Raw genomic sequence first — 25,746 nt, forward strand, 5'->3', positions numbered from 1 at the left:
ATACTGTTTATACCAATGAGTAATAACTGCCCCCGGTTTGCGCCAGCTCGCGTAATTGATGCGGTATACGAAAACGATCGCCGCAGCGTTCAACCAAGGCATCAGCATTGGCAATAAACCGCTCAAAGCCTTCAATGGTCTCAACAAAAGCCAACACACCACCGGTATAAGGTGCAAAGCCCCAACCGAAAATAGAGCCAATATCAACCTGGTGTGGGTCACTGATCACTCCCTCAGATAAGCAATGCAAGGCCTCAACGGCCTGAGCATAGAGTAAGCGTTGCTTGACCATATCCACATCGGGCTGCTCTGCCGCTACTGGAAACTCATCGTCCAGCCCTGACCACAGCTGCTTAGCACCATCAAGATAATCATAAAATCCACGGCCGACTTTTTTACCAATGCGATCGACATGGTGCACCATGTAATCCACCACGACATCGGCTGGGTGAGGGGTATACGCATCGCCCAGATCGGCCTGGGTTTGGCGAGCAATGCGGTCCATCAGCTGCAACGACACTTCATCACTCAATGCCAGAGGACCTAGCGGCATACCGGCCATTTTGCCGGCATTTTCAATCAAAGCCGGGGCCACGCCTTCGTTTAACAGTGCCATACCTTCCAGCACATAGGTTTTAAACACACGCGAGGTGTAAAAGCCGCGACTGTCATTGACGACGATGGCGGTTTTGCCCAGCTGTTGCACAAAATCCAGTGCCCAGGCCAGACTTTGCTCAGACGTTTTTTCACCGACAATGATTTCAACCAAGGGCATTTTATCGACCGGCGAAAAAAAGTGCAGACCAATAAATTGCTGCTCACGCTGGCAAGCCGTGGCCAGTCCACTAATAGGCAAGGTCGATGTATTTGATGCCAGCAAGGTATCTTTGCCCACCACCGCCTCAGCCTGGGCTATTACATCAGCCTTAATGCTGCGATCTTCAAACACCGCTTCAATAACGAGATCACAGTCGCTTAAATTCTCGTAATCCGTAGTGGGTAAAATGCGTGCCAGTTGTTTATCCGCATTTTTTTGGCTGATTTTCCCAGCCTCAACACGTTTCTTCAGTAGCTGCTCGCTGTACGCTTTACCCTGCTGCGCACGTTGCTGCTCACTATCGAGCAACACAACGTCTAAACCCTTTAATGAAGTACTATAAGCAATGCCGGCCCCCATCATACCCGCACCTAAAATGCCGACTTTCTTAAACTGCCGTTTCGCACAATCTCTAGGGCGATGTGACAGCTTATTTAGCTGCTGCAATCCGGTAAAATAGGTTCGAATCATGGCCGTAGCCTGATCTGACAACAGTAGCTCGACAAACGCGCGCATTTCTACCGTTAACGCCTGCTCTATTGGCAACTGACAGCCTTCATACACCACTTGCAGAATTTCCTGTGGTGCCATGAAATTGCCATAGGTCTTCTTTCGCAACATGGCCTCTGCCGCCATAAAGGTCTGTGCGACCTTGGCCGACTGCACCTCACCACCTGGCAAGCGAAATTGATGTCTTTTATTTTTTAAGGCCATATCCCAAGGCTGCAACGGCTGAGGATTATCCAATAACCATTGGCGCGCAGCCGGTAATAATTGCTCCGCCTCAATAACCTCATCAATCACACCAGCAGCATGGGCTTTATCCGGATCAAGCTGCAACCCCTGCATCAGCCAAGGTAATGCCTTTTCAATGCCTAACAGGCGCGCCAGTCGCTGTGTCCCTCCTGCACCGGGCAACAACCCTAGATTCACTTCAGGAAAACCAAATCGAGCACTGGTTTGGCGAGCAGCAATACGATGGTGACAGGCCAGCGCCAGCTCCAAACCACCGCCTAAAGCACTGCCATTAAGCGCTGCCACAAATGGTTTTCCGCTGATTTCCATCAACCGCATTAAACGATGAACATCGCCAATAAAAGCCGATATCTGTTGGATATCTTGCTGTCTATCGCCAGTTTTTAAAGTAAGAATTTCTTTTAAGTTGGCTCCGACCACAAACTCAGATTTTCCAGACGTTACTATCACGCCGGTCACCTGAGGGTCATTCACCAATGCTTCAACGGCCTCCGTTAAGGCGTTTATGGCCTGTTGTGACATAGTGTTGACCGGAGCACTGTTATCATCCCAAGTGAGTGTGGCAATGCCGTCACTATCGATGTGATACTGCATAATATTCGCCGTCATAACCACCTCCTAAACCCGCTCAATAATGGTGGCCGTTCCCATACCACCACCAACACATAGGGTAACCAGCGCCGTTTGCTGATCGCGACGTTCCAACTCATCCAGCACCGTACCTAAAATCATGGCTCCGGTGGCACCGAGTGGGTGGCCCATCGCAATAGCACCGCCGTTAACATTAATGTCACTGTGATCGATATTCATCTGCTGCATAAATAACAACACCACGGATGCAAAGGCTTCGTTTAATTCCCAAAGATCAATATCAGATTTATCCATAGCAGCATTTTTAAGTGCTTTTTGTGCACTGGGCGCAGGGCCCGTTAACATAATGGTTGGCTCTGAGCCAACGGAGGCAGCACTGCGAATACGCGCCCTTGGCGTTAATCCCAGCGCCTGGCCGGCTTCTTTATTGCCTATTAGCACCGCTGCAGCGCCATCGACGATGCCCGATGAATTACCGGCGTGATGGACATGGTGAATTTTCTCTAATTGGGGGTAACATTGCAGAGCAATAGCATCAAAGCCTAGATCCCCCGGCGCGGTAAATGACGGTGCTAACTGAGCCAGCTGCTCCAGGGTGGCATTGGGGCGCATATGTTCATCGTGATCGAGCACTAACTGGCCAAGGCGATCATACACAGGCATCACGGAGTGAGAGAAATACCCTTGCTGCCAGGCATGATGGGCACGCCGCTGTGATTCCAATGCATAGCGATCAACATCTTCACGACTAAAACCATATAAACTGGCAATAAGATCTGCCGAGATACCCTGTGGCACAAAAGACAATTGATGGGTCACACTGGGATCGCTGTAATAAGCACCACCACTGGCGCCCATCGGCACCCGCGACATGCACTCAACACCTCCGCCAATGGTCAGCATGGCTTCGCCTGCCTTTACTTTTGCTGCCGCCATGTTTACCGCTTCCAAGCCCGAGGCGCAGAAGCGACTCACTACGGTTCCGGCGACTTGCTGATGATAGCCCGCCATTAACACTGCAGTACGGGCAATATCAGCGCCTTGTTCCATCACTGGCTCTACACAGCCCAGCACCACATCGTCCAGTTGCGAGGTATCTAGCTGGTGACGCTGCTGCAGTTGCTGCAACAAGCCAGCCATCAGGTTAACGGGGGTTAGCTGATGTAAACTGCCTGTACTTTTGCCACGACCACGCACACTACGTACGGCATCAAAAATATATGCATCCGTCATTATTTTTCCTTAAATACTGCGCGAAATAATTTCTTTCATGATTTCTGAGGTGCCAGCATAAATACGCTGAACCCGTGCATCGGCATAGGCGCGAGCCACCGGATATTCCCACATATAGCCATAGCCACCGTGCAGCTGGACACAATCATCAATAATCCGACACTGAGCCTCCGTGGCCCACAATTTAACGGACGCTGCGGCTTCGACTGACAGTTGTCCCTGACAATGTAACTCAAGACAGCGATCCACGTAGGTTTGCGTGACTTCCAGCTCGGTCAACATCTCCGCCAGTTTAAAACGAGTATGCTGTAGGGCGGCGATGGGCTGGCCAAATGCTTTGCGCTCCTTAACATATTCAACGGTGGCGTTATAACAAGCACGTGCTGCCGCTGCTGCCGTGATGGCGACGGTTAACCGCTCTTGTGGCAGCTCCTGCATTAAATACTTAAAGCCGCTATTTTCTTCACCGAGCAGATTCTCTGTGGGCAAACGCACATTATCGAAAAATAGCTCTGAGGTATCTTGGGCCTTCATACCGACCTTTTCGAGATTCTGACCGCGCTGAAAGCCTGCACGGTCAGCCTCCAGCAAAAATAAACTGACGCCCTTGGCACCCGCCGTGCTGTCGGTTTTGGCAACCACAATGATTAAATCCGCCAGCTGACCATTGGTAATAAAGGTTTTCGAGCCATTAAGCAGATAATGATCACCGTCCCTGATGGCGCTGGTACGCACTCCGGCCAGATCTGATCCGGCGCCAGGTTCGGTCATGGCAATCGCGGTCACTGTCTCTCCACTGGCCATTTTCGGCAACCAGCGCTGTTTTTGCTGTTCACTACCGTAATGCAAAATATAAGGAGCCACGATATCTGAATGCAGCGAGAACCCAGGACCCGAGGCGAAGGCATAGCTCTGCTCTTCAATAACGATGGCCGAATAACGAAAGTCCACCGCACAGCCGCCATATTGCTCCGGCAAATGAGTACATAGCAGACCGGCATCACCGGCTTTTTTCCAAGCGTCGCGGGATATGTGCCCTTGCTTTTCCCACTGGTGATGAAATGGCTCGATTTCGCGCTGCATAAATTTTTTCACCGAGTCGCGAAATAGCTGATGTTCTTCACTAAAAACCTGACGAGGAATCATATTTTGTCCTTGTTATTGTGTGATTCGAATAATTTTCTGTTCTGCCCATTGATTAACAACGTCTGCTCCATGCCCCAGTTGCTCCAAAATCGATTGGCTATGCTGCCCTTGGGCAGGACCGCCACCAGAGGGACAAAAGCGCTGGCCAGAAAAAGACCAGGCCGGCGCTGCGCATCGCCATGTTTGACCTTGGGCATTGGTCAGAGTGTGCAACATGTCTCGTGCCATCAGCTGCGGCTGCTCAAATGCGTCACTGACGCTGAGAATTGGGGTGACGCAACAATCTGCCGACAATAACTTTTGCGCCCAGTATTGCTGGGTTTCGCTGGCAAATAATTGCCTTAGATCATCACGCAGTATTTGCGCGGCTTGCCCTGTTTGGCCATAACGCTCTACCCAGCTGGGCTGGTCAATAGCTTGGCAAAAGCGTTGCCAGAATTTCTTCTCTAACGCTGCCATGGCCATGTAGCGGCCATCGCGGGTGGCATACACATCGTAGTTGGGGCACTGGCCGGTCAACATGTCATCACCGCGAGCGGCGCTGTCGCCAGTAAGATTGCACATGGATAACGGTATAACATGAGCATTAAACAGGCAGTCGGTCATGGAGATATCCAAATACTCTCCTGTTGCTGGCTGGCCGTTATGCTGGCGCTGCAAGCGGGCAAACAAAGCCGCCAAAATAGCCATGGCAGCGCTTTGAGCACCTCCTGCAATGTCGGCCATTTGAAAATTTGCCAACGCCGGCTCAGAGTCTTTACGGCCACACTGATCTAACACACCGGCCGTGGCACAATAATTCATATCGTGACCTGCCAGCTGGGCCCAAGGGCCTGTTTGGCCATAACCACTCAGCGAGCACATCACTAACTGCGGGTTGATGTTCGTTAATGATGAATAATCCAACCCCAAACGCTGCATAACACCGGGGCGAAAACTCTCTAGTAAGACATCGGCTTGCTGCAGCAACTGCTTCAGCAATTGCCTCCCCTGTGATTGAGCTAAATCCAAGCTAATGGATTCTTTATTGGCATTAAGAATATCGAACACTGGGTTCACTTGGCCGCTGGGCATGCCTAAATGGCGCAGATAATCACCACCCGCTGTGTCTTCTACTTTAATAACCCGTGCTCCCATATCTCTTAAAAACATGGTGCACAGCGGCCCGGGCAACAGTCGCGACAGGTCCACCACGGTGACTCCAGTAAGCGGTAACATGCCACACCTCTTGATCATTAAAAGAGACTGACGCTACCGCTCACCCTCGCCGCTAACAAGGTGGGAAATGCGCATTTTCATTGGCCAATTTGCTCAATCATGTGCACATTGCTACGGCAAGCAAACCGGCAGATGACAAAAAGATTAATCCTGTCATTCCTGAACCGACGTCGTGACTCAACCAGCCTGTCTCGAATTGCCCTATAATCAGAGCGTCGCAAGGAGCACCGCAGACAAGGCCAATAGTGTTTCGTGGTTTTGGCCCCAGCAACATCGTCTGCCCTATCCTGCTGTGCGCCCGCGCTGTTTGAGGCCCAGCAGAGTTATCGATTGCTTAACCTCCAAAGGAGATCACTATGAAAATACCAGGCAAAGTCATCGCAATTACCGGCGGTGGCCAGGGGCTTGGCCGGGCCATGGCGGTTTATTTAGCCGCTCAAGGAGCCAAGCTGGCACTGATCGACCTCGACCAAGATCAGCTCAATGAAACCTGCCGTCTGACTGCCGAAGCCGGCTCAGAAGCGGCCAGTTTCGTTTGCAACGTCACCGATGAAGCTCAAGTTGAAGAAACCTTCAGTGCCATTAGCCAGCAATTAGGTGGCCTGCATGGGTTAATCAATAACGCCGGTATTTTGCGTGATGGTTTAATGGTTAAAGCCAAAGATGGTGACATTACCAAATTAAGCTTGGCGCAGTGGCAAGCGGTCATTGATGTAAACCTAACTGGGGTATTTTTATGCGGGCGTGAAGCTGCCATTCGCATGATCGAAGGTCAGCAAGGTGGCTGCATTATTAATATTTCGTCGATCTCACGCGCCGGCAATATGGGCCAGAGCAATTATTCTGCGGCCAAAGCGGGCGTTGCTAGCTTAGCGGTTGTTTGGTCGAAGGAACTATCACGTTACGGTATTCGAGCCAACGCCATTGCTCCAGGGTTTATCGCCACAGATATGACCGCCGGCATGAAACCTGAAGCGTTGGAGAAAATGACCGCAGGCATTCCTGCAAAACGTATGGGCCAACCTGATGAAATTGCCCACACAGTGGCTTATTTGCTGGAAAATGACTATGTCTCTGGTCGGGTGATCGAAGTTGATGGCGGCCTGCGTTTGTAGTGCTGGCATGCAGGGCTTTGTTGATGCAAAGCCCTGGTATTTATTAACGACCCGATAGCTGCGATGCACTGTATGCGTCTGATCAATCCAATAATAACGACGCCATTAAAACAACATTCTTTGGCTCAATTGAGGCGCCTATAAGCTTTGACCTGGATGCCTTGCCTCTGCCTTTCATGTCGTACGCCTGGTGGTTAACACCCGTTCAGGCGCTGCCGTATTTAATCTGCAAACGCTCCATGGCTGCCAACCCATCCTGTTGCTGAGAGTCCGAATGACGTACCTTGCCATCCACCATGGTGAGCGAGGCCGGTTTGGAGGTAATGCGCATCACTTGATCAACCAACCATTGATTGGCGGCCTCTTCACTAGCACCATTGTTAAGCATTTGCTGACGCTGATCATGAATCTGTTGAATCTTGCGAAAGCTTTGCACCATGTCGGCTTTAACAAACCCTTGCTGCAAATCAGAATTCTGCTCAAACAGGGCCTCAATACGAGCCTTATCCGGATGGTCGCCTTTAACCGTCACTTTGCCCTCAGCATTCATGGTCAGCTCAATTTTTCCAGACCAGTCGATATTGGCTTTGGTCATAGCACGCTGAAAATCCTGCTGGAAGGTGTCGACATCAGCTTGGCTTGGCAACTTGAGTTCAGGCAAGGCCAGTTTGGCCGTGCGCTCTATATCGGTGGCAACGGATGGCCGCTGCACAGACACTGAATCGCCACTAGCAGGCAAAGAATCACCGCTAGAGCTAGCTGTTTTATTAGGCTGCTGCGCTTGCACCAATGGCTTAAGCGCTGAAACCATTAACTGTGAGGTATCTTTAAGCTGCATAAGCGTCGTCCTGTGACTGTGAAGCTGGTAACCTTGTTCGACTTATTTAGCGATTAACGCAGCTTTCGTACCAACTCAGTGATAGCAACGCACAATGGACGACATCTCTCCTCAACAGCGCCTATATACAGCTCTGGCCAGTATTCCAGCAGGCTACGTCGTGACCTACGGCCAGCTGGCCCGACTGTGTGGTTGGCCGCGCCAGGCACGTTGGGTAGGGCAAATGCTCAAGCAATTACCGGCTGATACACGCCTGCCATGGCATAGAGTGATCAACGCCAGCGGTCGCATCAGCTTTCCAGAGCATTCGGACAAAGCTCGTGAGCAAGCCGAGCGATTGCGTTTAGATGGCGTTGAAGTACGGCAGCTGCGAATTCGCTTAGCACGCTACCAATGGCCAAATTGACGCACACTTGGCGCTGAATCACCCGCTGAAAAGCGATCAATGTTAAATAGACCGAGCGAATCGCCGTGTTAGTAGCCAATAGCCCTATGCCTGAACACCTCAAGGCTACTCGGTGTTATTACTGTCGATGGCAGTCCACGCGATGAGCAAGATGATGTTATCCGGCTGATAAACCAAACGTGATAGGTTCACAAACTGTCAGACTCGCACCTGTTGTACGGTGCTAAATTACGTCACAGTGCGAGCATTCCACCTATGGAGCGGCTGGTTATGGCTTCTGAATACTTCGACATTATTATTATTGGCGCCGGCTTGTCTGGCATTGGGGCTGCCTGCCACCTAAAACAGCAGTGCGCCAACAAAACCTTCACCATTTTGGAAAGTAGACAAGCCATCGGCGGCACCTGGGACTTGTTTCGCTACCCAGGTATTCGCTCAGATTCCGACATGTTCACTCTGGGTTATAGCTTTAAACCTTGGAAAAATAAAAAAGGCATCGCCGATGGCGAAGATATTCGTGAATACATCAAAGAAGCCGCATCTGAGCACGATATAGAGCCACACATTCAGTATCAACAGCGGGTAACAGCGGCCAATTTCTGTAGCAATAGCGCTTGTTGGACCCTTGAAGTATCCCAAGCCAATGGCTCCGTTCGCACCTTGCGCTGCCAATTTTTACTCGGTTGTACCGGTTATTACAATTACCAACAGGGCTTTACTCCCAAGTTTAATGGCCAACATGCATTTAAAGGCGACATTATCCATCCGCAGCATTGGCCAGAAAATTACGACTATAACGGTAAAAAAGTCGTGGTGATCGGCAGTGGAGCAACGGCGGTCACTTTAGTACCGGCCATGGCGCAGCACGCCGCGCACGTCACTATGCTGCAACGTTCACCGTCATATGTCATCACAGTGCCGCAGCAAGACGCCATGGTGACACTGCTGCGGAAATGTCTGCCTGATACTTGGGCGTATAAACTGATTCGCGGCCGCAATATCTCGATCACCTTAGCCATTTATCGCTTCTGCAAACGTTTTCCTCAGGCAGCCAGGCGCTTTTTACAATGGACGGTACGCAAACAGCTGCCCAACGACTACGACATGCATAATTTCACGCCTAAATATGCGCCTTGGGATGAACGACTGTGCGCCGTGCCCGATGGCGATTTATTTAAAGCCATTGAACAGCAAAAAGCCTCGGTCGTCACCGATAGCATTGATTGCTTTACCGAAACCGGTATTCGTCTAGTATCGGGCCAAGAAATAGCTGCCGATATTATTATTACCGCCACCGGACTCAATATTCAGATGCTCGGCAATATGGATGTGAGCATTGATGGTGAAGCATTTATTCCCAGCGACAGCATGAGCTATCGCGGCGTCATGTTCGAAAACCTACCCAATATGGCCATGGTCTTTGGTTACACCAATGCCTCCTGGACATTAAAAGCCGACCTGATTTCTAACTATGTCTGCCGCCTTATTCGGCATATGGATGCCAAGGGCATGCGCCTAGTGGTACCACGCAATCGATTGTCATCCGTCACACGTAGGCCGTTTATCGATATGCAATCAGGCTATATTGCCCGAGTAAAAGAGCAGCTGCCGAAACAAGGATCAGTGCGCCCTTGGAAACTGTATCAAAACTACTTTCTCGATATGCTGCTGCTCAAGTTAGCCAACTTAGATGACCCCAACTTAGAATACAGCCAACCTGTCGACAAAAAGGCATTAACCACACCACAACCGCAATAAGCACAACGGCCAGCCGTGAAATTCATCGCTGGCCATGCTAGCCTGCCGGTAACCTACGCGATACGCAGCCATTGTTATGCAGGCCGAACTTCAGGACATTGTCCACTTTTTCCAGCGCTTTTCCCCGTTTGACGATCTGCCAGAAGAGGCACTGGCCGAACTGGCCCAGGAGACGGAAATTTCCTATTTCCGCAGCCAGCAAGACATTCTCAAATACGGCGACCCCATTCAGGATCTCTATGTGATTCGCAGCGGTGCGGTTGAAACCTATCGTCGTAATGGTGAGCTATACAACCGACTGTCAGAAGGCGATGTCTTTGGCCAAATGGGCTTGATGATGAACCGACGGGTGCGTTTTCCTGCTCGAACGTTAGAAGACACCTTGCTGTATTGCATACCAGCCGAGTTATTCGCCAGCTTTTGTGATCGTTTTGAAGATTTTTCCGAGTTTTTTGAGGCCGAAGGTAGCTCAATACTCAGAAATACCTTGTCTAGCCAGGCTGATAATAATGATCTGACCACGGTTAAAATCAGTGCCTTAATTCAACGTGAAGCCGTCACTCTAGAACGTCATGCCAGCGTGACTGAAGCAGCGCAATTAATGACCGAGCACCAGGTGTCGTCGGTATTAGTAACCGATCCTGACCAGCCCATCAGTAGCGATCCAGACGACGATGATGGTCAAGTAGTCGGCATACTCACGGACCGCGATTTACGCATGCGAGTACTGGCTGAACAACGACCGCCCTCAACCGTGGTGGGTGAAGTCATGTCCACTGATATGGTGCTGATCGACGACAATGCCTATGTGTTTGAAGCCATGCTTACTATGCTGCGCCATAATCTGCATCACTTGCCAGTGGTGCACCGGCGGCGTCCGATCGGTGTTATTGCTATGTCTGATCTGGTGCAGCACGAATCGCAAAGCAGTTTGCTGCTGGTACGCAGTATTTTTGCCCAGCAGAGTCTCGATGAGCTGACTCAGCTGGCCAAACAGCTGCCTGCGGTATTCGTGCGTATGGTGAAGGAAGATGCCAACTCACACATGATTGGCTCCGCCATGGCCGTGATCGGCCGTTCTTTTAAACAAAAGTTGCTAGAAATGGCAGAGAGTGAGCTTGGCCCTCCGCCTGTGCCTTATTGCTTTTTGGCACTCGGTTCCATGGCCCGCGACGAACAGCTCATCGTTACCGACCAAGACAACGCCATTATTTTAGATGATCGTTATGACGACAGTCTGCACAGCGATTATTTTACGCAACTTGCTCATTATGTCTGTGATGGCCTTAATGCCTGCGGTTATAGCTATTGTGATGGCGACATTATGGCGACTAACGCTGAGTGGCGTCTCACGCGCTCACAGTGGCAGCAACGGTTTGCTGATTGGATCGAAAATCCATCTCCGCAGGCGCTGCTACACAGTTCGATTTTCTTCGACTTAGACGGTGTTTGGGGAAAAACCAAATGGGCGCGTGATCTACAAGGCTTTATTGCAAAAACTGCAAAAAATAATACACGATTTCTTAATTACTTGGCGCGCAATGCGTTAAGTCGCACTCCACCGCTCGGCTTTTTTAAAGGTTTTGTGATGGAGCAAGATGGCCAGCATCGGCCGTCTATTAATTTAAAACGTCGCGGTACAGCTCCACTATCGGATGTTATCCGAGTACACGCCCTGGCCATTGGTTCGCGTGCACAGAATTCGTTTGAACGCTTAGAAGATATTATTCGCGCTAAAATCTTGCCACCGGAAAAAGGCCAGGATTTAAGTGACGCACTGGAATACATTGCCATGGTGCGCATTCGCTATCAGGCTCAAGACATTGAGAACGATCAAAGTCCGGATAACAATATCGAGCCAGAGTCACTGTCAGCCTTTGAGCGACGCAATTTAAAAGAAGCCTTTCAAGTATTGGATCGGGCCCAGGCATTTTTGAAGTTTCGTTATCACGCCAGCAATAAAGGCGCCATTCGATGAGCCTCAACTGGTGTGAGCACTTTCAGCAACTGGAAGCGCAAGCTCGTGATATTCGCTTGCAGCGTTATTACAGCCATGGCTGCGTTAGTGCCGATACCGCTATTGACGAAGTGCCTCTGGTGGCGTTGGATTTTGAAACCACCGGCTTAGATGCCCAGCACGACGCCATTGTTAGCATCGGCTTAGTGCCCTTTTCCGTGCAGCGTATTTTTTTACGCGATGCCCACGAGTGGCTGGTAAAGCCTGATCAACCGCTGGAAGAAGAGTCGGTTATTATTCACGGCATTACCCATAGCAAAGTGCGTTCGGCACCGGATCTGGAGCGTATTCTTGAGCCCGTGCTCGATGCCTTGGCCGGTAAAGTGGTGGTGGTGCATCACCGCCATATCGAGCGCAGTTTTTTCAGCCACGCACTGTTAACCCGGCTGCAAGAGGACATACAGTTCCCGGTGATCGACACCATGGAGCTTGAGCTTCGCGCTCTAAGGGCCCGCCAGGGTTTGCTCGGACGAGTACTACGCCGGCCACTGGGTTCAGTGCGTCTGGGAGACTGCCGCCAACGCTATTCGCTGCCGTATTATCCACCCCATCGCGCCTTAAGTGACGCCATAGCCACTGCCGAGCTATTGCTGGCGCAACTGGCGTATCAATATCGCGACCACACACCCGTAGGCGAATTATGGCTTTGACTTGAGTCGCCACAGGATTGGGCTATCGTCAGGAAAACAAGGGAGGTGTGCTATGTACCTGACGCGATTGATTTATGCCAGCAGTAAAACAGACGAGTGCTCGGATAGCGACATTGAAGCCATGATGGCTGCCGCTCACCACAACAACCCTAAATTAGGGCTTAGTGGTGTTCTGTGTTTTAACCGCAAGTTTTTTTTGCAATGCCTGGAAGGGCCGCGCGAGCAAGTGAATATGATGTACAACACCATCGCTGCCGATACACGTCATCGCCACTGTACGCTGGTGGAATACACCGAGGTAGATATGCGCCTGTTTGATCAGTGGGCGATGAAGTACATACCGGACTCCAAGCTGATCCAGACATTGTCGTTTCGTTTCTCCGATAATGATGACTTTAACCCCTATCGTATGAGTGCACGCAGCGCGGTGGCCTTTTTACAAGCCCTCACCACTAGGTAGCTGCCACTCAGCAATCACCGCCAACAGTCAGGACATTGCCTGATCGGCAATTGACCCTCTAGCACTTTTCCGTTAATTTCCCGGCATTTATCGCATCCTGATGAATGCTTGGGTCGGTGCATAGAATCACCTACCCGCACATTCCCTGGCCGACGGACGGCCACCCAAGCAGCAGTTTCAGGTGCGAACTGAATTCGCGTTTTGTCAATCAAAGCCCGCCATAGGGCGATGACGGACAAGCATCAGACCCGATCTCAGCCAGCTACACTGCGTTGATGGTAACTGCCTCACAGTAACAACACCGAGGCTACCGCTTTTAAGTGGCTTGTCGAGTTAGATGCATGGTCTTGCGCAACCATCTTGCTGGCAACCACAAGTTGCTAGCGAAACTACGTAACGAAACGCACCAGATTTTGATTTAACAAAGGCGAAATCGCGATGACTACACAATCAGTCGATGTGCTCCTGGTCGGCGGCGGCGTAATGAGCGCCACGTTAGGTACCCTGCTAAGCCGTCTGGACCCAACGTTAAAATTGGCCATGGTGGAGCGACTGGATCATGTTGCTCATGAAAGCACCGATGGCTGGAACAATGCCGGTACAGGCCACGCCGGTTACTGTGAGCTCAACTACACACCACAAAATGACGACGGCAGCGTTGCTATTGATCGGGCATTGACCATCAATGCGAACTTTGAGGTTTCACTGCAGCTGTGGAGTCATCTGGTTGAAAACGGTGGCCTGCCTGAGCCTAAAAATTTCATTAATACGACTCCACATCTGAGCTTTGTTTGGGGTGAAGACAACGTTGCCTTCCTGCGTGAGCGCCATCGTTTGCTGTCTGCCCATCACCTGTTTGCCGATATGGAATACAGTGAAGACCCTGCAGTTTTAGCCGAGTGGATGCCACTGGTCATGGCTGGCCGTAATACCTCTGAGCCGGTTGCTGCCACCCGCGTTGCCTACGGTGCCGATGTCGACTTTGGCTCCCTGACACGTAACATGGTGGCGCAACTGCAAAACAGCGAACAATTTGAGCTGCTGTTAAGCCATCAGGTTGAAGACTTCAGTAAACAAACCGACGGCAGTTGGAATGTTGAGCTGGAAGACAGAGTCAGCGGTAAAAACAAAATGGTCAACGCGCGCTTTGTGTTCCTTGGTGCTGGCGGTGGCGCCCTGCCTCTACTGCAAGCCTCTGGCGTTGAAGAAGCGAATGGCTATGGCGGCTTTCCCGTGTCTGGCCAATGGCTAGTGTGTAAAGACCAGGACATAGTCAAACGCCATCATGCCAAGGTGTATGGCAAGGCTGCGATTGGCGCGCCGCCTATGTCGGTTCCCCATCTCGATACCCGCATCATCAACGGTGAACCTGCGCTGCTGTTTGGCCCCTTTGCTGGTTTTACCACCAAGTTCCTGAAAAAAGGCTCCAAGCTGGATCTGTTAAAGTCGGTATCCATTAGCAACATGATTCCGATGATGTCGGTGGGCATGAACAACATGGACCTGACCAAATATCTGATCAGTGAAGTGATGCAATCCCACGACGAACGTTGTGCCTCGCTGAGAAACTACTTCCCGGAGTGCAAAGACAGCGATTGGACCCTGGCGGATGCCGGTCAACGGGTGCAAATCATTAAGCGCGACACTCAAGGGCGCGGCAAACTCGAATTTGGCACCGAGCTGGTGGCTTCCAAAGATGGCAGCATCGCTGCATTGTTAGGTGCATCGCCAGGTGCTTCGGTGGCCGTGAAAGCCATGCTAGAAGTATTAGAGCGCTGTTTTGCTGAGCAACTGCAAAATGGTTGGACTGAGCGCTTGCAGCAAATGATCCCATCCTATGGTCATTCACTGGTAGACGATGCTGAGCTGCTGAAATCAACCCGCCAGAGAACACTGTCGACGCTACAACTTGGTTAGGACAGTAGCCAGTAAAAAGCCAGTTTTATCACTGGCTTTTTACGCTGCACCATTGAACGGTGAAATATAAGCGCCTGTAGCAAACCACTGTGCATCAGTAGATTGGCGAAAAAACACCACTTACATCAATACAGTGGTCTCGTTAAAGCATACTGTCAGTCGGTTGGCCAATTAGCACTACCATCAACCGCCAATGCTTCGTGCTGTAAGCCTTTACAGTAGTCTTGAGACCCTGATGCATAAACGCGCAACTGCAAAGGCGGTAACGTCATAGCACTGATACTGCGTTGCACTAGTTCGTTTGTTGATGAAATACCATACATTGCCAAAAAAGAACGAACGTCTCGCTCCAGTGCCAATGACATGGACACGATCAACCAATCGGTCGCACTGATGCTCTGCACGATGGACCACGGAACAGAACCAAAACCCAAGGCTGCACGCTGCTCCAACCAACGACGATTGCTACTAATCGCATGAGCATATTGCTGCTCTAACAAATGTAATCGTGGCAACAACATCCAGCCATCTAGCATGGCACCTTGTGATTGAGCAGCCATCATTAGCTGTAAGTATACTGCCGCACCATGCGTCCAACGAGTAAGCTGCTGTTGTTGAATAGCAGCTATTGGATCGTCCGTCCGCTGAGCAGCAACGATGGCATTAAAAAAATCTCGAAAAGGCAATGCCTGACATTCTGGCTCTTTACCGCTATCCAGGAAGTAACGATATTTGCTGTAGTAAGAGTATAAGTTGGTCGCCATATGCTCTCCCCAGCCATCAAAACGAAAACGGGGTGACGTTAAAGCACGACCAAGTTGATGCAAATCGCCATGGCCAATGGGCGAAAAGTGCCAATTAGCATCATAAGGGTTACCAGGACAGCCCCAGCCACAACTAGCCTGGTCAGCATTCATGTGTTGAACATACCGCCGAGTGGGCAGATCAATGCCAAGTTGTAACGCAAAGCTAAGGACCTCCTCGCGCTCCTCAATACCCTCACCCTGATACCCCGCCAACAGATATGGCATACGATCACTGTAACGACTAGCAGCTTCTGCCAGATCATGGGGAACAAAAGACCAGTCTTTGACAGACGATTGCATATTGCTTCGTCTTGAATGTATTTCAAAGTAAGGGGTCGATAGCTCTGCCCAATCGTAATTATCATCTAATAAAGCACCGAAAAAAGTCGAGCTGTCTTCTTTGCTACTCCAAAATGGGTGCTGACCTATATTTTCTACCAGTACCTTCACCTGACTACCATTGTCACTAAACCCCAGCTGCAATGGACCACCGTAGGGTGAAATCAACTGTACTGTTTTACGAGGTTCAAGGCGTATCTCCGCCGACTGTAAGAAACGCGGGCGATTATATTGGTTTCGTCCGTACCACCAACGCGTGGCTGCGTCATTCACACTGTTAACGAATGCCGTTACCACTGTTGGACTTTGATCAACACGCGTTATGGACACACGCTGTCCCGGTAAAACATACACGCCTGCGGCTCTGAACGGCTGTCTGCTGGCGAATTCTAGTGACAGACTGGTTGGTGTAATGTGAGAAAAATCGCTGCGACTAAACACGCCAAGATCTGGTGCGGCAGCTGCTTGCATTCGTGAGTAGTACACACTGACATCAGCAAACATGGCACGCAAGAAGTCTTGCGCTGCTGTATCGACTCTGTCCATCGGATATCTAACGGCTTGCCGGGCTGCATCCCCAGCCAATACCAACCAAGGGAGCCAGCCACTAACGTCATTTTCAAATATAAAATGATTGTCGGCATCACTTTGATTCAACTGAGCGCGCAAAGTCTGAGCACCTCTCCAGAACTGATCGTAGAAACCTGGCACACCGATACAATCGCCTTCTTTACAACGGCTGAAATCAAACTCAGCACTATCGTTAAGCAGGGTTTGCACCATCTGCTGAATACTCGCTTCAGCAACTGGCAAGGCACCTATCAAGGGAGTCATATCCAGATCTTCGATGCGATAGCTACCATCCTCATTGTTACCGGCGTAGTCCACCTGCAATACATCCAGAACAGCAGCACCGATGACGTTCGGCACACCTTGCTGCAGATATAGGACGCCAGTTCCTTGCTGCTGCGCTTGCTTAATCGCGGCCAACACATGCGCTGCCTCCCTGGCCCCGCCATGCTGGGACAGTACCAGCACGTCAACACCGGGAGTTATGCAGGCAGCAAGCTGCTCACCGTCACATTGCTTGGCTACGTTGTAAGTACTGCCATCGAAGTAGCTCGATAACCAGGTACGAGTCGCGAAGTCTTCGTTCTCATCAAGATGGGCCAGCACAATATTTAAAGGGGCTCTGTCGGCAGGATCGCGCTTAGCCAGCCAGACCAAGCTACTACGCAACCACTTGTTTAATGCAGCATTAAAGTCTTGTCCTACCGATGCCAACGGATTGGCACCCAACACCAACTGTCGATGAGTGTCCCGACCACTCACAGCAGCAAAAACGGAATGCTGATTATTACCAGCCTCTTCGCTACTTTGGCTTCGGTTACTCACCAGCACAGGTGCACTGTGGCCAAAGCGCGTACCTAGACGCGCAGCGGTGGTAGGAAGCTGCCAACTAATTCCATCAATCTGCAGAGCTTTTTGCATGGCTTCAAACTTGTGCTGATCAAGTTCGAGTTGATTCAAAGCGACTTGTAGCAGCTGCTTAAACTCAACGCCTTCGACTAACACCCCGCTATCCAACGACTGCTCCAGCAAGGTCTGCTGCTCACTTTCAATACCAGCATAAACTGGGCTAATTTGACGATCATCCGGAGTTTCCACAACAGAGTCGCCGTCACCTGATTGCCCATCACCACCAGTGCCAGAACCGTTGTCATGCTGACCAGGCTGCTGTCCTTTGTCGTTATCATCTCTGCTGCTATCCGAGCGGGAGCCACTACCACAGCCCGCTAACAGTAATATCACCAGAGTCGCTACCATCCACTTCATACCAACTCGCTTTCTTCGACCATACATAACCAGCACTGCAACTGCTGAGTCTACGCTCAGCGCAGACGGGTTGCCCGCCACTGCCGAGTTTTCTCCAGCTGCTGACACAATTGTCGTGTCCCCTGCAGAAACCGTAGTGTCGGGCGGTTAAACAAATCTGGGGGAATATGGTACAGACTTTGAGATTGTACCGCTGCCAGAGAGGAAAAGCGCTGCCATTCATCCAACCATTGAGGCCTTCCAGCGACTGTCGCGGAAGCAACTATCGCCTCAGGGTCGACCTCCAACACCGCTTCAATGCTTATCTGAGGCGCCTGCAATGGCAGCTTGGCAAATACATTGCGCCCCCCACATAGTTCGATCGCGCGTGATATAAAGGTGTCACCATTTTGAGTCATCAAAGGGGCATTCCATACTTGATAGAACACGCTAACAGCCGGGCGTGACTGATAGTGCTGGCGTAACTCTGCCACTTGTTGGCGAAACTGCTGCGCCATAGCCTGCCCCGCACTTGCCTTCCCAACCAACTCGCCCAGCATTTGCAGGTTGCGTGCTATATCCTCATAGCTATTGGACTGCAGTTGAAACACGGGCAGTTCCAATTGCTGCAGGCGTAACAGATCTCGATGACTATTGTCTTGCGGCCATGCCAAGACAACATCTGGCTGCAGTGCCACGATACGCTCAACATTTAGCCCAGAGGCACTACCAACACGAGGGATTTGCCTTGCCGCTTCAGGAAAGTCTGAGTATTCAACCACCCCCACTAAGCGATCTCCTGCCCCCAACTCAAACAGCAACTCAGTGCCGTGCGGCATCAAACTGACGATTCGTTGTGCTGGACGGCCAAACTCAAACACTTGTCCTTGATCATCGATCATAGATAGAGAAAGCACACATTGAGTACTCAAGCACCACAGCAGTATTACTCTCCAGGGCATAAACATCCTCCATGACACAAAGCACTCGTAATACATATCAACTCATACAATTCAACGTTGCAGTACACACACCAAAATTCGACGAACGGGTGTTAGTGTATCGCAGCAAAGATTCAAATACCGCCACAGCATGAGACAGTTTCGGACTGTTTAATGATACAGGCGGCCGACGCAGCCCTCTATCGCCGTCGGCATTGCATTTTTCTGATAGCCACATTAACCTGCGCGCCGCTCAGGAGGCGGAGCGCCCTCGGCCATAACAAGACCTCCGAGTCTCGTCCTTATCAACTCAGCAGGAATTCCAATATGGTCGATCCAGATCAGGTGTTTCAAAGCTATGGCCGTAGCTGTAATAACCCAGCCTTCTTTGAAGACTTTTATGCCACTTTTATGGGCAAGTCCGACGCCATCCGAGAAATGTTCGTCAATACCGACATGGCCTCCCAGCGCAGCTTACTGCGTGGCGGCATCATGTGGCTGGTGATGCACTCTCGCGGCATGTCCGACAGTAAGATTCGTGCATTGGGTGAAAGCCACAGCCGCGAGAAGCTTAATATTCATCCGTCCTATTATGGCTTCTGGCTGGATGCACTGATTGAAACCTTGCACAAATATGACCCGCAGTTTGATGCTCAATTGGAACAAGTCTGGCGCTCCACACTGACTCCCAGTATCGATATGATCAAGAGCATGTATTGACGGCCAGGCTTAAAACACAATGCTTTGGCGCAAGGAAGCGCCAACTGGCTATCCTGTCGCTTTACGCCCACCCTAGTACCTTCGCGCTATTCTGATAATCACAACCGCAGTTAGCCTTCAGCCCAGCCGGAGAGTACACCATGAAACCAGCAGCAGCCGATAAACGCATGCAGCCCAGATGGGTACCGCACAGTAATGTCAGTGTGTTTGAACATCACAGCAAAGAATACCTGGGCCTGATGGTCGACTGTTCCAGTGATGGCATGATGATCTCAACCTACGATGCACTTCCTGCTGGTACACGTATTCAGCTGGACCTCATCGATATCCCTCCACAAGTCGACAGTCGACGCACTGGCCATTGCGAAGTCGAAGTCGTCTGGAGCGACAAGATATCGCCCAGCCTGTATGGCACTGGTTGCAAAATCCACCAGCCCGATGACATGCTACACACCATGATCGACAGTTATCGGAGCTGAATGCCAAGCTATGCACGACCATATTCGCCTAGGCATCGACCTAGGCGGCACAAAAACTGAAATCATCGCTCTCGATAGCCACGGACAACAACGCCTTAGACAGCGTATCGCCACTCCAAATAATGACTATGACGCCATAGTCGATGCCATTACCTCATTGGTAAACCAGGTTTGCGAGCTGCTAGGTGCTGAAAGCTATTCGTTGGGGTTAGGTATTCCAGGCGCCATTAGCCCACAAACCGGCTTAGTCAAAAATGCTAATACCACTTGCTTAATCGGGCAGAGTTTGCAGTCAGACTTGGATAACAAGCTGAAGCCAAAAACCCCGGTGCGTATCGCCAACGACGCCGATTGCTTGGCACTGTCCGAAGCCTGCGACGGCGCAGGCGAGGGCTATAACAGCGTATTCGCCGTGATTATTGGCACCGGCTGCGGTGGGGGCTGGGCCATCCAACAAAAATTGCACAGCGGCCCCAATGCCATTGCCGGAGAATGGGGGCACAATCCTTTACCTTGGAGCGATGCCAACGATCAGCCGCTGCCCTGCTACTGTGGCAAATTGGGCTGTATCGAAACCTATGTTTCAGGCCCAGGCATGAGCCAGCACGCTGAGCGCATAAGCGGACAAAAACACAGTGCCGAACACTGGCACCAACTCGCGCTGACGGGCGATGCCGAAGCGCTCAAGGTAATGACTTATTATCAACGTTGCCTAGCCAGAGCGTTGGCGAGCATCGTCAATATAATGGACCCGGCCGCCATCGTTTTAGGTGGTGGGCTATCAAACATAGCGTCTCTGTACGACACTATACCCACTCAGTGGTCAGACTATGTTTTCTCAGATCAGGTGGTGACGCCACTGCTGCAAGCCCAACATGGTGACTCCAGTGGCGTCCGTGGCGCTGCCTGGCTGGGTGGTCAGCCTTTCACTTCACAATAACACGCCGGCAATAGTGGCTAGAGCAATCACCACCATCCAGATCGACAAACAGCGCACATGCAACTGGTGCCAATCTTCTAACTGCTCTACCGCTTCCTGCCCTTCTCTGGCCAGTGGTTGAGGCTCTTCAGTTCGATGGTGCTGCAAGGCACTATGGGCCACATCAAATAGCACATCGGCGCTGTGATTATTGAGCTTCCAGACGTGCTGCTGCCACACCGGCAAGGCATGCACAAAGTTACCCGCCAGGCCATAAGTCAGCCCCAAAAGGCGTACCGGCACCCATTCCAACCAGTGTAAATAGCGCCAGCTGCGCTCGTCACAATCACTCACCCTGGCATATTGAACACTGAACCAAGCTAACAAAATACCGGCGACGTCAGCTATCAGGTACCAGAACACCATTAAAAAGAAGTATTCAAACCAACGCTGCAACAAACTGCGAATGACCTGCTCATTCATACTGTCGGCATCATCACTCAAGGCCACTTCTGGCACTGCCAAATGCCGCTCAGCGCAGTGATAGGCGCCTTGAATATCACCATGGGCCAAGTCGTGGCAATATTCATCGAGATGCTGTCGAATACCAATGTGGGACAGCACATACACCAACAATACCACCTCCGCCAGCGCCGTAGGCAAGCCCCAAACCCAGGACTGACTGTAATAAAAAGCACCGGCCAATATAGCGCCCGGCAACAGCACCACCAAGGCATATTTAAGGTGCCTCGAGCTGCGCGAAAACCAGCCAGTTCGCTGCCACTGCTGCAGCCACCAGCGAAAACTGCGACTACGAGTTGAGCGAGTCGCCAGTGGCAGCTGGTTCTTCGCCAGCAACGCCAGAAAAATAATTAAGAACTTCACACAACCTCCCAGTCCGTGGCCGGCAACGCTGCAACTGACAATTCATCAGCTAGACGTCGCCAGTCAAATGCGCGGCCCGGATCGGTCTTACGCCCGGGCGCAATGTGCTCATGGCCTGTTATTCGATGAGCGATGGGGTACCTTTGCTGCAGTACCGTCGCCAGCTCTACCAACTGCTGATACTGAGCATCACTGTAAGGCAGATGATCACAACCCTCCAGCTCGATACCTATAGAAAAGTCATTGCAATCACTACGCCCGGCAAACTCTGACACACCGGCATGCCAGGCACGCTGATCGAAGGCGACAAACTGAGTGATCTGGCCATCACGCTCAATCAGCACATGAGCCGACACCTGAAGCGAACTGATGGTGGCAAAATATGGGTGCTCACTAGGCGACAAGCCATTCTGAAAGAACTTCTGTACATATCCACCGCCAAACTGGCCAGGCGGCAAGCTGATGTTGTGCAGCACCAATAAAGAAATATCCTCTGGGTCCGGCCTCGGCCCGAAGTTTGGCGATGAGCACCAGGTCGCATCCTGTAACCTATGGTCAACAATTTTCACGCCTAAGCCTCTGATTTCTCAACTCAATCACAGCTCGAAGTTTGGCATACATCGCCATCATGGATATAGTCGCAGCCGGGCAATGCTCCCACAAGGCAGCCAAATACCCCTGTTGTGCCAACCGAGTTACGGCGATCGAGCCAAGACATCCCATGGCCACAGGCCTGCCCGAATGCCAATAACAGGCCGCGCCGAACATCCTGTGAGCCGGCCACAAGGAGAAGATGGATGACACCAGAACAAGAATTTTCGATCGTGACACTGATCAAAACCATCAATGGCTGGGCTTGGGGGCCGCCCATGCTGCTGTTGATTGCCTTAACCGGCCTTTTTCTGACTATTGGCCTGAAGGCCTTTCCTCTACGCAATATTGGCCGCGGTTTTCGCAATCTCTGGCAGGGGCGCCACGGTGAAGGCAGCGGCGATATTTCTGGTTTTAACGCCCTGATGACCTCCCTGTCAGCCACCATAGGTACAGGTAATATCGCCGGCGTAGCCACCGCCATTGCTGCCGGTGGCCCTGGAGCATTGTTTTGGATGTGGCTGATTGCCCTAGTCGGCATGGCCACTAAGTTTGCCGAAGCGGTACTGGCCGTGCAGTTTCGCGAAAAGAACGACGAGGGCAACTACGTTGGTGGCCCTATGTACTACATTCGCAACGGCCTTGGCGCTAACTTTAAGTGGCTGGCAGCCGCCTTTGCCTTCTTTGGCATGATTGCAGGCTTTGGTATCGGCAATGGCGTGCAATCCAACTCAGTGGCAGACGCCATGCACTCGGGTTTTGGTGTGCCAGAATGGGCTACCGGTGCGGTACTCATGGTGCTCGTTGCTCTGGTATTGCTGGGCGGCATTCGTCGTATTGCCGAGGTTGCAGGTAAGTTAGTACCCTTTATGGCCATTGCTTACGTATTGGCAGGTCTGGTGTTGCTGGTTATCTATGCCGATCGTATTCCCGATGCCATTAGCCTGATTCTGACCCACGCCTTTACCCCAGTCTCTGCCGTTGGCGGCTTTGCCGGTGCAACCGTGTGGGCTGCTATTCGTTTTGGTGTCGCTCGTGGTGTTTTCTCTAACGAAGCAGGCTTGGGTAGTGCTCCTATTGCCCATGCTGCAGCTCAAACCAATAGTCCAGTGCAGCAAGGCAGCATCGCCATGCTGGGCACCTTTATCGACACCCTAATCATTTGTACCATCACAGGTTTAGTGATCGTTGCTTCCGGTGCCTGGCAGTCGGGTGAATCGGGTGCCAATCTCACAGCTGCAGCCTTTAATGCCGGACTGCCTGATATTGGCCAGTACATAGTGACCATTGGCTTAGCTGTATTTGCCTTTACTACTATTATGGGCTGGTCGTTTTATGGTGAAAAATGCACTGAGTATCTGTTTGGTGCCAAATCTGTGCCTGTGTATCGGGTTATCTGGATTATCGCCATTCCGATCGGTGCGACCCGCGAGCTGGATTTGGCTTGGTTGGTGGCCGATACATTGAACGCGTTAATGGCTCTGCCTAACCTGATCGCTCTGCTGCTGCTATCGCCAGTAGTGTTCCGCCTAACGCGGGAGTTTTTAGCACAGCCCGAGCAAAATAAATAACAGCTAATGTCAGTTAAGAGCCGCTTAGCGGCTCTTTTTTATTGCGGGCCAACAGCCTGCCCTTTCGAGCAAAGCCCCACAGCGCTAGAATGCGCCTCCTTTATTAGCAATACGCACACTGTGAATAGCCCATGGATCTGACTCGTTACCAGCACACCATTGTCGACAACGTTCGTGCCGCTCTGGCCGAAGACGTCGCCAGTGGCGATATCACTGCTCAATTGATTCCTGTCCACCAGCAAGCCCATGCCAGGGTTATCTCGCGCGAGCGCGCTGTCATGGCCGGTCGCGCCTGGGTGGATGAAGTGTTTCGCCAGCTGGACCCCAGCGTACAGATCATTTGGCGGGTACATGATGGCGACTGGGTGCGCCCAGATCAGGTGCTATTTGAACTATCGGGCAGTGCGCGCTCATTACTCACCGGCGAGCGAAGCGCTCTGAACTTTGTGCAAAGTCTGGCAGGCACTGCAACCTTATGCCGCCACTACGCCAACAGCGTGCAAGGCACCGGCGTGAAGCTACTCGATACCCGTAAAACTCTGCCTGGCCTTCGCATCGCACAAAAATACGCTGTCAGCGTGGGCGGCTGCTATAACCATCGCATCGGTTTATTTGATGCGTTTTTAATCAAAGAGAACCACATCGCCGCGTGTGGCGGCATCTGCCAAGCCGTTACCGCAGCTAGACAACTGGAACCGAACAAGCCCGTTGAAGTCGAAGTTGAGACCTTTGCTCAGCTGACAGAAGCGCTAGCCGCTGGCGCCGACATCATCATGTTGGATAACTTCAGCCCAGCACAGATGCAACAGGCTGTCGCCCAGGTACACCAGGCCGGCGGCACCCGCCCTATGCTAGAAGCGTCGGGCGGCATTACCCGATCCACGCTACGCAGCTACGCCCTCACCGGCGTGGACTATATTTCTATCGGTGCATTGACCAAAGACTGCCAGGCAGTGGATTTGTCGATGCGACTCGCCACCCAGACACCTGGCAACAAACCGTAACAAAGCGGCGGACCATCAAGGCTCAAGTGACAAAGTTTGTCACTATGTGCCGAGGTTAAACAGCGACAAAAACTGAGCTTGGTCAAGGGCTGGCAAATCTGCCAACCAGTGCACGAAAAATGGCCTTGTGGGGCAGCTTCAGAGTTGGCACACTTATCGCTAGTCATATGATGTATGACACGCTCCACTGCGGGGCGGTTTTAAAAGCAACGTCAGACAACCGCTATGGTATTCGTGCCAACACAGCCAGTCTGACCTTTCTCATGAGTGGAGAAGACAATGAAAGCACAAATGCAAAAAGGTTTTACCTTGATTGAATTGATGATCGTGGTTGCGATCATCGGTATTCTGGCAGCGACTGGTATCCCGGCTTACCGTGAATACGTAGCGACCTCTTACGGCGGTGCCGCGATGAAAGGTGTTGGGAGCTTCTTAAGCAAGGGGCAAGCATGTATCGGCACAGGTATCGGCTGTGATACTTTAACAACTGACGCAGGTGATGCTCCTGACTTGACACTCGATCCTACCACGTTCAAAGAAGCAACTGAAGGCAAGCTGGTTTGGAAGAATGATGGCTGTGAGCTGACAGCAACCATTTCTGCAAATGGCGCTGTAAAATATGAAATTAAAGCAGTTGCAGCAGCGACAGGCTCCTCAGCCAAAGCAACTGATGCCCAGTGCAAAAAAGGCGCTAACTTAGACTAATCTGAACAGCACCTAGTGGAGGCTGCCCCTCCGCTTCAGAAGCCCTGCC

Annotated in this window: 22 protein-coding genes; 13 read left to right on the forward strand and 9 right to left on the reverse strand. The window is 51.4% G+C overall.

Going from position 1 to position 25,746, the window contains the following annotated elements; translation table 11 throughout:
- Nucleotides 1-7: 7 nt before the first annotated feature.
- The 4 genes from AC55FS_RS15950 to AC55FS_RS15965 are packed head-to-tail and all read right to left on the reverse strand — an operon-like array spanning nucleotide 8 to nucleotide 5,761.
- Nucleotides 8-2,182, reverse strand: a complete 2,175-nt coding sequence (locus AC55FS_RS15950) for a 3-hydroxyacyl-CoA dehydrogenase NAD-binding domain-containing protein (RefSeq protein WP_496933252.1) — start codon at nucleotides 2,180-2,182, stop codon at nucleotides 8-10.
- Nucleotides 2,183-2,191: 9 nt separating this feature from the next.
- On the reverse strand, nucleotides 2,192-3,397 hold the full coding sequence (locus AC55FS_RS15955) for an acetyl-CoA C-acetyltransferase (RefSeq protein ID WP_496933253.1): 1,206 nt from the start codon (nucleotides 3,395-3,397) through the stop codon (nucleotides 2,192-2,194).
- 9 nt (nucleotides 3,398-3,406) lie between these two features.
- The gene (locus AC55FS_RS15960; RefSeq protein ID WP_496933254.1) at nucleotides 3,407-4,543 is read right to left on the reverse strand and encodes an acyl-CoA dehydrogenase family protein; all 1,137 of its coding nucleotides are present in this window, start codon (nucleotides 4,541-4,543) and stop codon (nucleotides 3,407-3,409) included.
- Between the two features lie 12 nt (nucleotides 4,544-4,555).
- The gene (locus tag AC55FS_RS15965; protein ID WP_496933255.1) at nucleotides 4,556-5,761 is read right to left on the reverse strand and encodes a CaiB/BaiF CoA transferase family protein; all 1,206 of its coding nucleotides are present in this window, start codon (nucleotides 5,759-5,761) and stop codon (nucleotides 4,556-4,558) included.
- A gap of 356 nt (nucleotides 5,762-6,117) precedes the next feature.
- On the opposite strand from AC55FS_RS15965, the gene AC55FS_RS15970 reads away from it, so the two are divergent.
- Nucleotides 6,118-6,876: an SDR family oxidoreductase gene (locus tag AC55FS_RS15970; RefSeq protein ID WP_496933256.1), complete on the forward strand. Its 759-nt coding sequence runs from the start codon at nucleotides 6,118-6,120 to the stop codon at nucleotides 6,874-6,876.
- Between the two features lie 205 nt (nucleotides 6,877-7,081).
- Here AC55FS_RS15970 and AC55FS_RS15975 read toward each other — a convergent pair whose 3' ends face one another.
- Nucleotides 7,082-7,714 (reverse strand): hypothetical protein, encoded by a 633-nt coding sequence (locus tag AC55FS_RS15975; protein ID WP_496933257.1) that lies wholly within the window; start codon nucleotides 7,712-7,714, stop codon nucleotides 7,082-7,084.
- 94 nt (nucleotides 7,715-7,808) lie between these two features.
- On the opposite strand from AC55FS_RS15975, the gene AC55FS_RS15980 reads away from it, so the two are divergent.
- The 6 genes from AC55FS_RS15980 to mqo all read left to right on the forward strand — a co-directional run bounded on the left by AC55FS_RS15980 (nucleotide 7,809) and on the right by mqo (nucleotide 14,922).
- Entirely contained in the window at nucleotides 7,809-8,120 is a 312-nt protein-coding gene (locus tag AC55FS_RS15980) for an MGMT family protein (protein WP_496933258.1), read from the forward strand.
- Nucleotides 8,121-8,390: 270 nt separating this feature from the next.
- Complete coding sequence (locus AC55FS_RS15985) at nucleotides 8,391-9,878, forward strand: flavin-containing monooxygenase (RefSeq protein ID WP_496933259.1); 1,488 nt, start codon at nucleotides 8,391-8,393, stop codon at nucleotides 9,876-9,878.
- Nucleotides 9,879-9,954: 76 nt separating this feature from the next.
- Entirely contained in the window at nucleotides 9,955-11,856 is a 1,902-nt protein-coding gene (locus AC55FS_RS15990; protein WP_496933260.1) for a DUF294 nucleotidyltransferase-like domain-containing protein, read from the forward strand.
- The gene (locus AC55FS_RS15995) at nucleotides 11,853-12,545 is read left to right on the forward strand and encodes a 3'-5' exonuclease (RefSeq protein ID WP_496933261.1); all 693 of its coding nucleotides are present in this window, start codon (nucleotides 11,853-11,855) and stop codon (nucleotides 12,543-12,545) included. The genes AC55FS_RS15990 and AC55FS_RS15995 overlap by 4 nt, the downstream gene beginning before the upstream one ends.
- A gap of 52 nt (nucleotides 12,546-12,597) precedes the next feature.
- Complete coding sequence (locus AC55FS_RS16000) at nucleotides 12,598-13,005, forward strand: BLUF domain-containing protein (RefSeq protein WP_496933262.1); 408 nt, start codon at nucleotides 12,598-12,600, stop codon at nucleotides 13,003-13,005.
- 438 nt (nucleotides 13,006-13,443) lie between these two features.
- Nucleotides 13,444-14,922, forward strand: a complete 1,479-nt coding sequence (gene mqo, locus AC55FS_RS16005; RefSeq protein ID WP_496933263.1) for a malate dehydrogenase (quinone) — start codon at nucleotides 13,444-13,446, stop codon at nucleotides 14,920-14,922.
- Between the two features lie 155 nt (nucleotides 14,923-15,077).
- Here mqo and AC55FS_RS16010 read toward each other — a convergent pair whose 3' ends face one another.
- Entirely contained in the window at nucleotides 15,078-17,903 is a 2,826-nt protein-coding gene (locus tag AC55FS_RS16010) for an ImpA family metalloprotease (protein WP_496933265.1), read from the reverse strand.
- Nucleotides 17,904-17,959: 56 nt separating this feature from the next.
- On the reverse strand, nucleotides 17,960-18,844 hold the full coding sequence (locus AC55FS_RS16015) for a cobalamin-binding protein (RefSeq protein ID WP_496933266.1): 885 nt from the start codon (nucleotides 18,842-18,844) through the stop codon (nucleotides 17,960-17,962).
- A 306-nt stretch (nucleotides 18,845-19,150) separates the two neighbouring features.
- On the opposite strand from AC55FS_RS16015, the gene AC55FS_RS16020 reads away from it, so the two are divergent.
- From AC55FS_RS16020 to AC55FS_RS16030, 3 genes are all read left to right on the forward strand, one after another.
- On the forward strand, nucleotides 19,151-19,543 hold the full coding sequence (locus AC55FS_RS16020) for a globin (RefSeq protein WP_496933267.1): 393 nt from the start codon (nucleotides 19,151-19,153) through the stop codon (nucleotides 19,541-19,543).
- Nucleotides 19,544-19,683: 140 nt separating this feature from the next.
- Nucleotides 19,684-20,022 (forward strand): PilZ domain-containing protein, encoded by a 339-nt coding sequence (locus AC55FS_RS16025; RefSeq protein WP_496933268.1) that lies wholly within the window; start codon nucleotides 19,684-19,686, stop codon nucleotides 20,020-20,022.
- Nucleotides 20,023-20,032: 10 nt separating this feature from the next.
- Nucleotides 20,033-20,962, forward strand: coding sequence for an ROK family protein (locus AC55FS_RS16030; RefSeq protein WP_496933269.1), 930 nt, complete (start codon nucleotides 20,033-20,035; stop codon nucleotides 20,960-20,962).
- Here the strand turns inward: AC55FS_RS16030 and ampE are convergent.
- Both ampE and ampD read right to left on the reverse strand, forming a co-directional pair.
- Nucleotides 20,954-21,826 (reverse strand): regulatory signaling modulator protein AmpE, encoded by an 873-nt coding sequence (ampE, locus tag AC55FS_RS16035; protein WP_496933270.1) that lies wholly within the window; start codon nucleotides 21,824-21,826, stop codon nucleotides 20,954-20,956. The genes AC55FS_RS16030 and ampE overlap by 9 nt on opposite strands.
- Entirely contained in the window at nucleotides 21,823-22,395 is a 573-nt protein-coding gene (gene ampD / locus AC55FS_RS16040) for a 1,6-anhydro-N-acetylmuramyl-L-alanine amidase AmpD (RefSeq protein WP_496933271.1), read from the reverse strand. Before ampD ends, ampE begins: the two co-directional genes overlap by 4 nt.
- Before the next feature lie 228 nt (nucleotides 22,396-22,623).
- Here ampD and AC55FS_RS16045 point away from each other — a divergent pair, with 228 nt between their 5' ends.
- From AC55FS_RS16045 to AC55FS_RS16055, 3 genes are all read left to right on the forward strand, one after another.
- Nucleotides 22,624-23,988, forward strand: coding sequence for an alanine/glycine:cation symporter family protein (locus AC55FS_RS16045; protein ID WP_496933272.1), 1,365 nt, complete (start codon nucleotides 22,624-22,626; stop codon nucleotides 23,986-23,988).
- A 131-nt stretch (nucleotides 23,989-24,119) separates the two neighbouring features.
- Complete coding sequence (gene nadC, locus AC55FS_RS16050) at nucleotides 24,120-24,992, forward strand: carboxylating nicotinate-nucleotide diphosphorylase (RefSeq protein ID WP_496933273.1); 873 nt, start codon at nucleotides 24,120-24,122, stop codon at nucleotides 24,990-24,992.
- A gap of 279 nt (nucleotides 24,993-25,271) precedes the next feature.
- A complete protein-coding gene (locus tag AC55FS_RS16055) occupies nucleotides 25,272-25,697 on the forward strand; it encodes a pilin (protein WP_496933274.1) in 426 nt (141 codons plus the stop codon).
- The last annotated feature ends 49 nt before the right edge of the window (nucleotides 25,698-25,746 follow it).

It is taken from the genome of Bacterioplanes sp. CLAM21, from assembly GCF_059641015.1.

What these genes read in the sequence shown, in the direction of transcription:
- AC55FS_RS15950 (WP_496933252.1), bottom strand. Translation starts at nt 2,182, where the DNA reads ATGACGGCGAATATTATGCAGTATCACATCGATAGTGACGGCATTGCC.
- AC55FS_RS15955 (WP_496933253.1), bottom strand. Translation starts at nt 3,397, where the DNA reads ATGACGGATGCATATATTTTTGATGCCGTACGTAGTGTGCGTGGTCGT.
- AC55FS_RS15960 (WP_496933254.1), bottom strand. Translation starts at nt 4,543, where the DNA reads ATGATTCCTCGTCAGGTTTTTAGTGAAGAACATCAGCTATTTCGCGAC.
- AC55FS_RS15965 (WP_496933255.1), bottom strand. Translation starts at nt 5,761, where the DNA reads ATGTTACCGCTTACTGGAGTCACCGTGGTGGACCTGTCGCGACTGTTG.
- AC55FS_RS15970 (WP_496933256.1), top strand. Translation starts at nt 6,118, where the DNA reads ATGAAAATACCAGGCAAAGTCATCGCAATTACCGGCGGTGGCCAGGGG.
- AC55FS_RS15975 (WP_496933257.1), bottom strand. Translation starts at nt 7,714, where the DNA reads ATGCAGCTTAAAGATACCTCACAGTTAATGGTTTCAGCGCTTAAGCCA.
- AC55FS_RS15980 (WP_496933258.1), top strand. Translation starts at nt 7,809, where the DNA reads ATGGACGACATCTCTCCTCAACAGCGCCTATATACAGCTCTGGCCAGT.
- AC55FS_RS15985 (WP_496933259.1), top strand. Translation starts at nt 8,391, where the DNA reads ATGGCTTCTGAATACTTCGACATTATTATTATTGGCGCCGGCTTGTCT.
- AC55FS_RS15990 (WP_496933260.1), top strand. Translation starts at nt 9,955, where the DNA reads ATGCAGGCCGAACTTCAGGACATTGTCCACTTTTTCCAGCGCTTTTCC.
- AC55FS_RS15995 (WP_496933261.1), top strand. Translation starts at nt 11,853, where the DNA reads ATGAGCCTCAACTGGTGTGAGCACTTTCAGCAACTGGAAGCGCAAGCT.
- AC55FS_RS16000 (WP_496933262.1), top strand. Translation starts at nt 12,598, where the DNA reads ATGTACCTGACGCGATTGATTTATGCCAGCAGTAAAACAGACGAGTGC.
- mqo (WP_496933263.1), top strand. Translation starts at nt 13,444, where the DNA reads ATGACTACACAATCAGTCGATGTGCTCCTGGTCGGCGGCGGCGTAATG.
- AC55FS_RS16010 (WP_496933265.1), bottom strand. Translation starts at nt 17,903, where the DNA reads ATGAAGTGGATGGTAGCGACTCTGGTGATATTACTGTTAGCGGGCTGT.
- AC55FS_RS16015 (WP_496933266.1), bottom strand. Translation starts at nt 18,844, where the DNA reads ATGCCCTGGAGAGTAATACTGCTGTGGTGCTTGAGTACTCAATGTGTG.
- AC55FS_RS16020 (WP_496933267.1), top strand. Translation starts at nt 19,151, where the DNA reads ATGGTCGATCCAGATCAGGTGTTTCAAAGCTATGGCCGTAGCTGTAAT.
- AC55FS_RS16025 (WP_496933268.1), top strand. Translation starts at nt 19,684, where the DNA reads ATGAAACCAGCAGCAGCCGATAAACGCATGCAGCCCAGATGGGTACCG.
- AC55FS_RS16030 (WP_496933269.1), top strand. Translation starts at nt 20,033, where the DNA reads ATGCACGACCATATTCGCCTAGGCATCGACCTAGGCGGCACAAAAACT.
- AC55FS_RS16045 (WP_496933272.1), top strand. Translation starts at nt 22,624, where the DNA reads ATGACACCAGAACAAGAATTTTCGATCGTGACACTGATCAAAACCATC.
- nadC (WP_496933273.1), top strand. Translation starts at nt 24,120, where the DNA reads ATGGATCTGACTCGTTACCAGCACACCATTGTCGACAACGTTCGTGCC.
- AC55FS_RS16055 (WP_496933274.1), top strand. Translation starts at nt 25,272, where the DNA reads ATGAAAGCACAAATGCAAAAAGGTTTTACCTTGATTGAATTGATGATC.